This window comes from Pseudomonas sp. P4_B4, from assembly GCF_056402255.1.
In genome coordinates, this window is the sequence record NZ_JBFUHS010000008.1 from 86,997 (window position 1) to 99,851 (window position 12,855).

Here is a 12,855-nt window from a genome sequence, read left to right on the forward strand (position 1 = left end):
TCAACCGGCCTTGGGCGGGCGGCGCAGGCGCGCCATGCTCAAGGTGTCCACCAGCACGCCGTCGCGCACGGCGTAATCACGGAACAGGCCCTCGGTTTCGAAGCCGAACTTGCAGTACAGGGCAATGGCCGCTTCGTTGTCGGCATACACCGAAAGCTCGATGCGCTGCAGATTCATCCAGTTGTCGGCAATATCCAATGCTGTTGCGAGCAGCTTCGACCCTACGCCCTTGCCCTGCCACGCCACCGCAACGCCCATGCCGAAACTGCCGGCATGGCTGCGGCGTATGCGTGAGAACTGCTCCAGGCCAATGTTGCCGATAACCGTGCCCTGATGCAGGGCCACCACTTTCACCAAGCGTTCGTTATCCAGCGCAAGGCGACTGCGCCAGAGCTCGGAGGACTGAAACGGCATTTGCAGGGTTTGACGGGCGATTGCCGGATCGTTGTACAGCGCCGCAATGCCTTCGATATGGGATTCGTTGAAGCGTTCGAGGGTGATGACGGGTTCGGTGGTTGGCATGGGTGAATCATCCTTGAAGCAGACATGGCCGTTCACTCTATAACGAACAAAACCTTTGTGGCGAGGGGGCTTGCAGTCTATTCAAGCTATCTTCATTCGAACCACTCCCGGCGCTCGCTGAAGGTGTTTTCGATCAACTCGACGATCATCCGCACCTGCGCGTCGTCCCCGGAATAGGCATTGACCGCCATCCACACCTGACGCCGCATTGGCTGGTCAAACAAACCCGGCAAGGCAATCAGCCCGCGGTCGAAGTGACTCATGTAGTGCGGCAGCAGGCCGATGCAGGCGCTGCATCGGATCATCTCCAGCATCAGCCCGTAGGATTGCAGTTGCACCGCCCCCGCCAGGCGTTGATCCACCAGTGCATTCCAAGGCCGGAAGCTTTCAACCTGACTGTCCTGTCGCCATTGCACCAAGAGAAAATCGGCCAGTTCATCCAGGCATTCCGGCCTGGAAGCGACCCGCGAGTAGCGCTTGGCAATATGCGGCAGGTATTCCAGTTGCGCCAGACGACGGGGTTCGGTGGTGGCAAAGCTTGGCCCCGGTAACGGCGATCCGGTTTCACCCAGCCACACCACCACGTCGGCGCTGACCGCCTGCAATGCCAACTCGCTGTCGAGCGTGATGATGTCCAGGCGCACGCTGGCGTTGCGCCGCAGCAGTGCAACCAGGTCACGTCCGAGAATGTCATGCAGGATCGAATCCGCCACCGCCAGGCGAATCAACGGCTGCTCGATCACTGGCAAATTGCGCTCATGGGCCAGGGCGATCAATTGTGCGTGCAAGCGCAAGCCATCGCGGCTGAGGCTGAAACCATTGTCGGAAGGGTTGAACAGCGAACACCGGAGCTGCGTTTCCAGCAGCACCAGTTGCCGGCGCAGGCGGGTGGCCTTGATGTTGAGACTGCGGGCGGCCTGCATGAAGCAACCGCAACGGGCGCTGACGGTGAAACACAGCGCCAGTTCGGGGTCGATACCCGCCGCCAACTGGCGCCAGGACGCGTTTTTATCGAAAGTGACACGATACTCCGCAGCCCCCTGGTGGGTGCTGGCTTCCATGAATGACATTGAGGACTCCCTGTCGATCTGACACAGACAGGTGCATCCTGCGGATCGTTCATGAAGCTGCTGTGACAATGACTCAGGCGCTGGGTGTCTGCCGGAAGCTCACGGCCAGGCGATTCCAGCTGTTGATGGTGGTGACGGCGATGGTCAGGTCGACCATTTCGCTTTCGTTGAATTGCTCCCGGGTTTGCACGTAGACATCGTCCGGCACATGGCTTTCGGAGAGTAAGGTGACCGCCTCGGTCCAGGCCAGCGCGGCTCTTTCCCGGGGATTGAAAAAGTTGCTGTCGCGCCAGACCACAATGGAATACAGACGCCGGTCGCTTTCGCCCAGGCGCCGTGCATCCACCGAGTGCATGTCGGTGCAAAAGGCGCAGCCATTGAGCTGCGAAGCACGAATCTTGATCAGGTGCAGCAGGCCCTGCTCGATGCTCAGGCTGCTGGTCAGGGCCTCCATGGCGATCATGGCTTTCATCGCCTTGGGGGACGCGCTGTAGTAATCCAGACGGGGGTTCATGGATCGATCTCGTGCAACCGTTAGGTGAACTTCACGGTAGTCGCTGGCGCGCAGGCATGACAGATCCAATCGGGCGATTTCCCCGGGGACCACCGCCACCAGACCAATCGACGGTTTTTCCACTGCACAACTTCTGTACCACGAGCGGATAAGGGTAATCTTGCGCGACGCACACGCGCCTCAACAACCCCGGAGCCTCGCCGGTATGGAACTACATGTTGTCATCAACGGCCGCAAGGACCTGGCCGGCCAGCTGTACAACCAACTGCGCAGCGCCATCGAGTCCGGTCGCCTGACCGCCGGAACGCAACTGCCGCCCAGCCGCTTGCTGGCCGAACAACTGGGTATTTCGCGCAAGACCATTTCCGACACCTACGCCCAGCTGACCTACGAAAACTTCCTCACCGGGGTGGTCGGCAAAGGTACCTACGTCAACGCGCGCTCGTCGAAGGTGCAGCGTAAACAGAGCCATACCGAGCTGGGCGGCTTCGAGGTGATCGAGTCCTGGCGCAACCTGCCGGTGTTTCTGCGTCATCCGACCCTGGAAGGCTCGCTGCGCTACGACTTCATTGGTGGCGCCACCAGCAAGGGCCAGTTTCCCCAGGATGACTGGCGGCGCTGCACCTCCCATGCACTGCGCCAGATTTCCAGTTCCAAGGGCTTATACAGCTTGCCCGAGGGCTTGCCGGCGCTGCGTAACGCCATTGCGCAGCACATCGCGTTCTCCCGCGGGGTCAATTGTCAGGATGAGGATGTGGTGGTGTGCAACGGCGCGCAACAGGCGCTGGACCTGATCGCCCGGGTGCTGATCAGCCCGGGCAGCCTGGTCGCCATGGAGGACCCCGGCTACCCGCCGGCGCGCCTGCTGTTCGGCACCCACGGCGCCACGGTGATTGGCGTGCCAGTGGACGCCGAAGGCATTGTGGTGGACCAGATTCCTCGCGGCACGCGCCTGATCTACGTCACCCCGTCGCACCAGTTCCCGCTGGGCATGCCGATGAGCCAGGCGCGCCGGGAAGCACTGCTGGTCAAGGCCCATGAGCTGGGTGCGATCATCATCGAGGACGACTACGACAGCGAATTCCGCTATGAAGGCCGCCCCACCGATTCCCTGCAAAGCATGGATGAACGGGGGATCGTCGCGTACGTCGGGACGTTCTCCAAAACCCTGTTGCCGGAACTGCGGCTCGGCTATGCCATCCTGCCGCCGGCGATCCTCGAGGCCGTGGTGCGCGCCAAACAGCTCACCGACCTGCACACCTCGACCCTGCCGCAATGGGCGCTGGCCAAGTTCATCGCCGAAGGCTGCCTGCTCAAGCACATCCGGCGCTGCCATACGGTCTATGCCGGGCGTCGCGAACGGATCCTGACGCGCATGGCGGGCGATCTTTCGCCCTGGCTGGAGGCGGTGCCATCCACTGCCGGATTCCACATGGTGGTGATGTGTAAAGTGTCGATGGATATTCCATTGGTGATCGAACTGGCGAAAAAAGTCGAAGTCGGGCTCTATGCCATCGACAGCTTTTTCTATCAGCAAGCGCCCAGGGCCGGGCTTTTCTTCGGTTTTGGCGCCATCGAAACCCTCGACATCGACATCGCCCTGGACCGTTTGCGCGACATCCTGCAGCAGGTGGCCTGACGGATTGGCCTGCGGCTTTATCCGGCAATTGGCTATTGGCGGTCCCGGGGGCCGGGCCTATCCTGCATAGGCGTTATCCCTCAATGAGCAGGATTCGTCCGGCCTGATTCAGGAGTGTGAGCAATGTCCCATGAAGTGATCAATACCGTACAGGTGCAGGCCGTCGCCGGCCGCTCGGATGAACTGGGCAAGCAACTGCAGAAGATCGTCGAAACCCTGCGTGAACTACCCGGCTGCGAATCCTATATGGTCGACCGCTGCCCCGAGGACACCAATCGCTGGACCGTCAGCGCCCACTGGCAATCGGAAGCGGCCATGCGATCGCATTTCAACTGCCCGCAGGTTCAGGGCTTCATCAGCCTGATCGATAGCCAACTGGCCAATGCCGTGGACTTCAACAGTTTTCCGATCGTTTAACCATTTCCTGTGGTGAGGGAGCTTGCTCCCTCACCATCATTTTTTCTCCGTTGGCCCTTCTGCAATTGGTCCCCCCGCCTTCCAGAATATTGGCTGTTTAACCGCTACTGCTTGCGCACTACTGTGGTTTGCAACAACCAACCACCGCAGGTAAAAAACCATGAACATGTTGCGCTTCTGTGCTGCCCCCCTTGCCGCCCTGGCCCTGATTGTGTCCGCATCGGCCTTTGCCCATGACCCTTCGGAAAAGGTCACCGTTTTGCAGGACGAAATGCTGAAGAACGTCCCTGGCCAAAAAGCGCTGATGATCGAAGTCGATTACCAACCCGGTCAGTCGTCCATCGCCCACAAACACGATGGCACCACCATGGCCTATGTCATTTCCGGAGAAATCACCTCCCAGGTGAAGGGCCAGCCAGCGAAAACCTACAAGCCCGGAGAATTCTGGTATGAGCCGGCGGGTTCGGAACACATGGTGTCGAAAAACGCCAGCGCAACCAAGCCGGCCAAGTTGCTGGTGTTCATGGTATTGGCCCCCGACCAGAAAGTGTTGATCCCACTGGAACACTGATGGCTGAACGTACAGCTATAAATAAAAAGGCTCGAATCGCGGATTCGGGCCTTTTTATTTCCTCACGCAATTAACCGAAGACTTTTAAACCAAACAAAACTATTGGTCGACTGACAAGTGTGGATATTGGCTATTTAAATAAATCATCCAGGGTTTAGTCTTGACTCACCGCCGGCATAACACCGGCAACTTTAACTTTCTTCTGAAGTTGTTTCACTGGAGAAACACCATGAAACTTGCGCTTGCCAGTACGTTGACCATGGCTGTTGTTTTAACCGGCTGTTCGATTCCCACTGCGCCGACGGCGGTCTCTTCGCTGAACGGTATCTTCACCGAGCCGGTAGGCCGTAGCGGTGCCACCAGCATTACCAACGGCAGCCATGTCTCGCTGGGCATTGTCTACAGCCAGAATACCCAGGCCAACCGCGCCTATCTTCAGGACTACCAGGCCAACGCCGGCACCGGTTTCGGCCAGAGCCTGCTGGTGCAGCCGATTCATGACGCCTACGTAGCCACCTCCAGGCCGGACATGGCCGTGGATTGGGTCAAGGCCTCCCTGCAGCGGCAATTCGGCTCGGTCACGGTATACCCGGACATGCAGAGCCTCAGGGCGGCGAAACCGGATGTGATGGCGGTAATCGACACCCGCAGCCAACTGATGACCTCGCGCAGTTCAGACATCCAGGCAGATGTCAGTGCGGATTTTTACGACAAGAACTTTAACTACATCGGTACTGCACAAGGGCATGACGCCAAAGCACTTAGTCCGGTTTGGGCCGACTATAAACGCAGTGAAGAGATAGTTGCGGACATTAACGAACAACAAAATGTACAAGTCAGGGCGCTGCAAAAGTTTGACCAGTCGCTCAGTAATTTACTGACCAGCCCGACAAGTAATGTGTCGATGCTTGATAAAAAATCAGGCCAAAAGTTTTATTGAAACTGAAGGCCTGCTCGCGAAGAGGCCCGATCAGTCACCACAGAAACTCAAAAAGGCCCCGCGCTCACGGTAATGCTGTTCACTTAAGCGTGTCTTCAGTCAGAGAGAAACCCGTGGCGAGGGAGCTAGCGCTTGTGCCCTGAAACCTGGGCCGATCACTCAGAACGCGAACTGTATCTACTGCGCATGAAGCAACAATGAACGCAAAAAAAAGCCCCGCATCTCTCGATGCGGGGCTTTTTCATTCAGCGCCTGATCAGGCCGCCGGTTCCAGCTCGGCGGCGACAGCGGCAGGCACTACCGCTTGACCGCTCAACGCCAGGTCCAGCAGTTCGCGGTTGGCCACCGCGTACATGGCGTAGTCGGTGCCGCTGGCGGCACGAATTTCCACCAGCATGACGCGCCAGCGTTCGATCATGCTCTCGTGCTGTGCCATCCACAGGGAGAGCCGTGTTTCCACGTCCTGGGTGCCGTCGCCCTGTTGCAGGACCGAGATGGTGATCGCGCGTTGCTGCCAGTCGACGTCATCACGGAACGCTTCACGGGCCAGGGCCTGCCAGTTGTTTTCAACCGGCAGAGCGCTGATCTGTTGGATGTACCAGGTGATGTCCAGCGCGCTGCCCACGGCGAAGTAGGCCTTGGCCACCTCTGCCGGGTCCTGGCCAGTCACGTCGGAAGCCTCGATGATCGGCAGCAGGGTATACAGGTGCGAGGTGCCAGCCACCATACGCGCCAGAAGCTCCGGAACACCGGCTTCGACGTAAGCCTGATAACGGCTCTGCCAGGTTTCACGGATCTCGCCACTGAGCAGCTCGTCGAGCTTCAGACCCAACTCCTTCAGGTGCGGACCGAAGTGCGCGACGTCACGTGCAGCGTTTTGCTCGTTGCGACGGGCACGCAGGAACCAGCGCGTGGCTCGACGCCCCAGACGCATCAGCTCATCCATCAGCTCCAATTGCACGTCGGCGGAGACCTGGTAGTCCAGGTTCTCGATCTGACGGAACCAGTGCGGGAGATGGAAAATGTCACGCACGATCACATAAGCGCCAGCCACGTTCGCCGGGCTCATGCCGGTCGACTCTTTGAGTCGCTGAACGAAGGTGATGCCCATGTGGTTGACCAGATCGTTGGCGATCTGGGTGCTGACGATTTCGCGCTTCAGACGGTGACGACGCATCGCCGCGGAGAACTTGCTCACCAGGGTTGGCGGGAAAGCGGTTTCCATGTCGCGGGTCAGGTAGTCGTCGTCCGGCACCAGGGAGCCCAGCAACTGCTCCTTGAGGTCGATCTTGCTGTACGAGATCAGCACCGACAGCTCGGCACGGGTCAGGCCATGGCCAGCCGCGATGCGCTCGTTGATGGCATCTTCGGCCGGCAGGAACTCGATGGCGCGATCCAGCTTGCCACGGCCTTCCAGGTCGTTCATCAGGCGCTTGTATTCGGCAATCCGCGGCAAGGCGCGACGGGCTGCCAGGGACAGGGCCTGAGTCTGCTTGTAGTTGTTGCCCAGCACCAGACCACCGACTTCGTCGGTCATGCTCGCCAGCAACTGGTTACGTTGCTTGTCGGTCATGTCGCCGGCCTGAACCACTTCGTTCAGCAGGATCTTGATGTTCACTTCGTGGTCAGAGCAGTCCACACCACCGGCGTTGTCGATGAAGTCGGTGTTGGAACCGCCGCCATTGAGGCCGAACTCGACGCGACCCAGTTGGGTCATGCCCAGGTTACCGCCCTCGCCCACGACTTTGCAGCGCAGTTCGTTGCCGTTCACGCGCAGTGCATCGTTGGCCTTGTCGCCGACATCGGTGTGGGTTTCGCTGCTGGCCTTGACGTAAGTACCGATACCGCCGTTCCACAGCAGATCCACCGGTGCCTTGAGCAAGGCGTTCAGCAGTTCGGTCGGGGTCAGCTTGTCGGCCTTGATGTCGAAGCGTTCCTGCATTTGCGGGGAAATCGCAATGCTCTTCGCGCTACGGGAGAAGATGCCGCCACCTTCGGACATCAGGCTGGTGTCGTAGTCCGACCAGGCCGAACGCGGCAGGTCGAACAGGCGCTGACGCTCGGCGAAGCTGCTGGCTGGTTCAGGGTTCGGATCGATGAAGATGTGCAGGTGGTTGAACGCTGCGACCAGTTGCAGCTTGTCGGACATCAGCAAGCCGTTACCGAACACGTCACCGGCCATGTCGCCGACGCCCACCACGGTGATGTTGTCTTCCTGGACATTGATGCCGCGCTCGCGGAAGTGGCGCTGTACGCCAACCCACGCGCCCTTGGCGGTGATGCCCATCTTCTTGTGGTCGTAACCGGCCGAACCACCGGACGCAAACGCGTCACCCAGCCAGAAGCCGTAGTCGATGGCGATGCCGTTGGCGATGTCGGAGAAGGTCGCAGTGCCCTTGTCCGCCGCCACTACCAGGTACGGGTCATCGTGGTCATGACGCACGACGTTGGCCGGTGGTACCAGGGCGCCGTCTTTCAGGTTGTCGGTGATGTCCAACAGGCCCGAAATGAAGATGCGGTAGCAGGCGATGCCCTCGGCCGCGATCTCGTCACGGCTGCCGCCCAGTGGCAGGCGACGCGGCAGGAAGCCGCCCTTCGCACCCACCGGCACGATCACCGAGTTCTTCACTTGCTGGGCTTTTACCAGGCCCAGGACTTCGGTACGGAAGTCTTCTTCACGGTCGGACCAGCGCAGGCCACCACGAGCCACGTTGCCGAAGCGCAGGTGCACGCCTTCGACGCGCGGCGAGTAAACGAAGATTTCGAACTTCGGTACCGGCTTTGGCAGTTCGGGAATCAAGTGCGGGTTGAACTTGAAGCTGAAGTACGACTTGTTATTGCCGTTGGCATCGGTCTGGTAGAAGTTGGTGCGCAGGGTGGCCTTGATCAGGTCCAGGTAGCGACGCAGGATGCGGTCTTCGTTCAGTACCTGGACGTCGTCCAGGGCGCTGTGAATCGCGTGTTCCAGGCGTTGCTGCTTGTCGTCCAGATCGTCGCCGGTCAGCTTGCGCGCCAGGTAGAAACGGGTCTTGAACAACCGGGTCAACTCGCGAGCGATATCGGTGTGGTTGTTCAGGGTGCTGGCGATGTAGCCCAGGTCGAAGCCCAGACGGATCTGCTTCATGTAACGGGCGTAGGCACGCAGCAGCGCCACGTCGCGCCATGGCAGGCCCGCGGTCAGTACCAGACGGTTGAACGCGTCGTTCTCGGCATCGCCTCGCACGATGTGGACGAATGCGTCCTGCAGCGTGTCGTTGAGTTGCTGGATGTCGAGCTCCAGGCCTTCGGCGGCGGTGAACGCGAAATCGTGAATCCAGAACTCGCGGCCACTGTTGTGGCGCAGGCGATACGGGAACTCACCCAGCACGCGCAGGCCGAGGTTTTCCAGGATCGGCAGCACGTCCGACAGCGCCAGCGGGGTATCGGCGTGGTACAGCTTGCAGTGCAGCATGCGCTGGCCGGAAACCTGGCCCAGCGGCTGGTAGAAGCTCATCACCAGCGGATTTTTTTCGTTGAGGCTCAGCAGGTGCTGCATGTCGACCACAGCCGAGTGGGCTGCGAAGCGCTCGCGGTAACCGGCCGGGAAGCCTTTCGGGAAGTCAGCCAGCACGTTGGTGCCGTGGGCTTCACCGAAGCTTTCAATGGTCAGGGCGGCGTAGTCGTCCTGCCAGCTGCGGCAGGCCTGCACCACTTCTTTTTCCAGCAGCAGCGGGTCGATATCGAGGCGGTTTTTCGGGTCGACGCGCAGGATCAGCTGCACGCGAGCCAGCACGGACTCGGAGAAGAAGGTCCAGAACTCGCAATCGGTCGCTTTCAGGCGATCCATCAGCACTTGCTGGATCTTCTGGCGCACTTCGGTGGAATAGATGTCACGCGGTACGTAGGCCAGGCAGTAGCAGAAACGGCCGTACGGGTCTTTGCGCAGGAACACGCGAATCTTGTTGCGTTCCTGGATCTGCACGATCGACATCACGGTGCTGAACAACTCGTCCACCGGGGTCTGGAACAGGTCGTCGCGCGGCAGCACTTCGAGCACCTGCGCCAGTTCCTTGCCCAGGTGAGCCTTGGCCTGGAAGCCGGAACGGTGTTCGATTTCCTCGACCTTGCGGCGGATGTACGGGATCACCCGCACGCTCTCGCCATACACCGACGAGGTGTACAGGCCCATGAAACGGCATTCCTTGATGACCTTGCCGTTGGCGTCAACTTCACGGATCGACACGAAATCCGGGTAAGCCGGACGGTGGACACGGCTTGGGTGCGAAGCCTTGGCGAACGACAGCAGGGTCGGTTCGCGCAGGTAGTTCACGGCGTAGTCTTCGATGCGCAGGTCATCGTAGGTCAGGCCGGCACGCAACAGCTTGGTCAGGCCGAGGAAGGATTCCTTGTCGTAGACGATATGGCCGCCATCGGCTTCATCGCTGACCACGAACTCTTCGTAGCCGAGGAAGGTGAAGTGGTTGCCCACCAGCCATTCCAGGAAGCTCTTGATTTCGTTCTTCTCGTCGCCATCGACGGCGAACTGGCTGTTGTCCAGCATGGTCAGGATGTCCTGGACCTTGGCCTTCATCGGCTCGAAATCGCCGACGGCCACGCGGACTTCACCGAGCACCTGCTCCAGCTCTTTGCTCAGCACATTGAGCTCGGCGGTGTTGGCGCAGCGGTCGATTTCCAGGTACATCAGCGACTCTTGCTGAATGTCGTCGCCCTGGGTGCCTTTAGGCAGGATTTCCAGCAACTCGCCCTTGCCGCCACGACGCACGCTCAGCACGGTGGTTTGCAGGGTATGGATGCTGTAGCCGCGGCGGTTCAGCTCGGTACGCACCGAGTCCACCAGGAATGGCAGGTCGTGGTGCAGCACTTCGACCGCGGTGTGGGTCGACTGCCAGCCGTGGCGTTCGTAATCGGGGTTGTAGACGCGCACTTGCGGCTGCGCGTGATCGAAGCGCTCAAGCAGGCGCCACGCAGAAAGGGTGCAGCCAGCAAGGTCGGACAACCGACGCTGGGTCAGCTCGTCAAGGGAAATGATGCCGAAGAATTGTTCAGCGAACAGCGCCACTTGTGGCAGTGCCTGTTCACTGATGTGCTGCGCCAGTGCCGCTTGCAGTTGGTGCTGGAAGTCGGCTTTGCTGGCTGCGGTGAAGAACGCCATCTGTGGTACTCCGCTTGGGCTTGTTATTGATGGAAGCGTCGCGTGCAAAACCCCTGTTCGGGGCTACCCGTCACCCTGGTCCTGATTCTCGGGCAGAGGAAACAGGGTGACAGGTGGGTGAAGCTGGACGAGACACTCAGGTCACATTCACCTTCCGTGAATGGGCATCTGCAAAAACGACTGGGCCACATGCAGCGCAATGTCTTTACGGGTGCTCATCCGTTGCGCAGCTTAACCAGTGCGGCAAGGCCCGTGCTTGCGGTGCTGCGACATATTCGGTCATCGGTACGCAGCTCAAGGCATGCGCATCGAACAACACTAGCATTCGCACAGGAAAATGACGGTTTTCCGTCCGGTTTTACGGGACATTCGTACCAGAAATGACCAGTAACACTCTGGCCGCCCACGACCCGCTCGTCGACACTCGGACGAGCAGAAATGTGCGCGGGCTGGCAGAATCGCCCTTTGTTGCGTTTACCACGCCCGTCGAGCCAGGAATTTCCCATGAAAATGAAAACCGCCCTCTTGATCGTCAACCCTTGCGACGACGAAGAAGACAACATGGCCATGCTCTGCTGCCACAGCGACCAGGGCGACATGTTCCTGATGAGCCGCTACCCGGATGAAGACGAGCTGGAAATCACTCTGGACGGCGAGCCTTCGACCCTGGATGGCGTGAAAGTCACCCTCAGCCCTTCCCTGCTGAAGATTGAAATTGCGGCGGCGGATGCTGATGCGTTGAATGGGGATGATGTGCTGGAAATTACCCATAGCACCGATGCGGGTGATCTGGCGGAAGTAGAAGAAACGTTGCAGAACATTCTTAAGGGTACTGGCACCTATATCAGTCAGCTCTGAGTTCTCAGTGTCTGTTCCGACGAAGAGGCCCGAGAGAGCACCGCCACCCTGTGACCTGTAGAAAATCCCTACAACTATTGCTAACCATTTCCCGCACTTTGCGCAAAATGCCGTTAGTCGCCGCCCCCCGCGATGGATTAAAGTAACGCCCCCAGCCTTGGCGTACTTCGAACGTCCTCGGCCACCCTTTTGCAGGAACAGTCATCGATGGAACATCGTGAAGCGCTATTAGCGCTGCGAACCTTTCTTTCAACGCAGATTCTCGGCCAGGAAAAGCTCATCGAGCGCTTGCTTATCGCCCTGCTCGCCGACGGCCATATGCTGGTCGAAGGCGCCCCTGGCCTGGCCAAGACCAAGGCCATCAAAGAACTTGCCGAAGGCATCGAAGCTCAGTTCCACCGCATCCAGTTCACCCCTGACCTGTTGCCGGCCGACATTACCGGTACGGAAATCTACCGCCCGGAAACCGGCAGTTTCGTGTTCCAGCAAGGCCCGATCTTCCACAACCTGGTACTGGCGGACGAAATCAACCGCGCACCGGCCAAGGTTCAGTCGGCCTTGCTCGAAGCCATGGGCGAGCGACAAGTCAGCGTCGGGCGCAGCACCTATGAGCTGTCGCCGCTGTTCCTGGTGATGGCCACGCAAAACCCCATCGAGCAGGAAGGTACCTATCCGCTGCCAGAAGCCCAACTTGACCGGTTCCTGATGCACGTGAAAATCGGCTTTCCCGATGCCACTGTTGAGCGCCGGATTCTGCAGCAAGCCCGTGGAGAAGCCCTGAACGGCGAAGCGAAGCCTGAACGTCGGGTTACTCAACAGACGATTTTTGTCGCACGCAAGGAAATCCTCGGTTTGTACATGGCCGACGCTGTGGAGGAGTACCTGGTGCAGCTGGTCATGGCCACCCGCACCCCGGCCAAGTTCGATCCGGAGATGGCCGAGTGGATCGCCTACGGCGCCAGCCCGCGCGGTTCGATTGCCTTGGACCGCTGCGCCCGCGCCCACGCCTGGCTGGCCGGGCGTGATTTTGTAAGCCCGGAAGACATCCAGGCCGTGCTGTTCGACGTGCTGCGCCATCGCATCATTCTGTCCTTTGAAGCCGAAGCCGCTGGCATCGATCAGGACCGGGTGGTCCAGCGGATTCTCGACGTCGTAGCCGTCGCTTGACCCCG

General features: G+C 59.7%; 10 protein-coding genes. 6 read left to right on the forward strand and 4 right to left on the reverse strand.

Going from position 1 to position 12,855, the window contains the following annotated elements; translation table 11 throughout:
• The 3 genes from AC1DVE_RS11830 to AC1DVE_RS11840 all read right to left on the reverse strand — a co-directional run bounded on the left by AC1DVE_RS11830 (position 1) and on the right by AC1DVE_RS11840 (position 2,106).
• Positions 1 to 522: a GNAT family N-acetyltransferase gene (locus AC1DVE_RS11830; RefSeq protein ID WP_223461014.1), complete on the reverse strand. Its 522-nt coding sequence runs from the start codon at positions 520 to 522 to the stop codon at positions 1 to 3.
• A 92-nt stretch (positions 523 to 614) separates the two neighbouring features.
• Positions 615 to 1,592 carry a LysR substrate-binding domain-containing protein gene (locus AC1DVE_RS11835; protein WP_477783944.1) on the reverse strand — a complete coding sequence of 326 codons (978 nt, stop codon included), beginning with the start codon at positions 1,590 to 1,592 and terminating at the stop codon, positions 615 to 617.
• A gap of 73 nt (positions 1,593 to 1,665) precedes the next feature.
• The gene (locus AC1DVE_RS11840) at positions 1,666 to 2,106 is read right to left on the reverse strand and encodes a carboxymuconolactone decarboxylase family protein (protein WP_477783945.1); all 441 of its coding nucleotides are present in this window, start codon (positions 2,104 to 2,106) and stop codon (positions 1,666 to 1,668) included.
• A 205-nt stretch (positions 2,107 to 2,311) separates the two neighbouring features.
• Here AC1DVE_RS11840 and pdxR point away from each other — a divergent pair, with 205 nt between their 5' ends.
• From pdxR to AC1DVE_RS11860, 4 genes are all read left to right on the forward strand, one after another.
• On the forward strand, positions 2,312 to 3,745 hold the full coding sequence (pdxR, locus tag AC1DVE_RS11845) for a MocR-like pyridoxine biosynthesis transcription factor PdxR (protein WP_477783946.1): 1,434 nt from the start codon (positions 2,312 to 2,314) through the stop codon (positions 3,743 to 3,745).
• 123 nt (positions 3,746 to 3,868) lie between these two features.
• The gene (locus tag AC1DVE_RS11850) at positions 3,869 to 4,162 is read left to right on the forward strand and encodes an antibiotic biosynthesis monooxygenase family protein (protein WP_223461009.1); all 294 of its coding nucleotides are present in this window, start codon (positions 3,869 to 3,871) and stop codon (positions 4,160 to 4,162) included.
• A gap of 160 nt (positions 4,163 to 4,322) precedes the next feature.
• Positions 4,323 to 4,733, forward strand: coding sequence for a cupin domain-containing protein (locus AC1DVE_RS11855; protein WP_223532066.1), 411 nt, complete (start codon positions 4,323 to 4,325; stop codon positions 4,731 to 4,733).
• 229 nt (positions 4,734 to 4,962) lie between these two features.
• Positions 4,963 to 5,673: an ATPase gene (locus AC1DVE_RS11860; protein WP_223461005.1), complete on the forward strand. Its 711-nt coding sequence runs from the start codon at positions 4,963 to 4,965 to the stop codon at positions 5,671 to 5,673.
• A gap of 256 nt (positions 5,674 to 5,929) precedes the next feature.
• Here the strand turns inward: AC1DVE_RS11860 and AC1DVE_RS11865 are convergent, their stop codons facing one another.
• The gene (locus AC1DVE_RS11865; RefSeq protein WP_223461003.1) at positions 5,930 to 10,825 is read right to left on the reverse strand and encodes an NAD-glutamate dehydrogenase; all 4,896 of its coding nucleotides are present in this window, start codon (positions 10,823 to 10,825) and stop codon (positions 5,930 to 5,932) included.
• 504 nt (positions 10,826 to 11,329) lie between these two features.
• On the opposite strand from AC1DVE_RS11865, the gene AC1DVE_RS11870 reads away from it, so the two are divergent.
• Both AC1DVE_RS11870 and AC1DVE_RS11875 read left to right on the forward strand, forming a co-directional pair.
• Entirely contained in the window at positions 11,330 to 11,683 is a 354-nt protein-coding gene (locus AC1DVE_RS11870) for a hypothetical protein (protein WP_223461001.1), read from the forward strand.
• Positions 11,684 to 11,890: 207 nt separating this feature from the next.
• Positions 11,891 to 12,850: an AAA family ATPase gene (locus tag AC1DVE_RS11875; RefSeq protein WP_057715002.1), complete on the forward strand. Its 960-nt coding sequence runs from the start codon at positions 11,891 to 11,893 to the stop codon at positions 12,848 to 12,850.
• Positions 12,851 to 12,855: the final 5 nt, after the last annotated feature.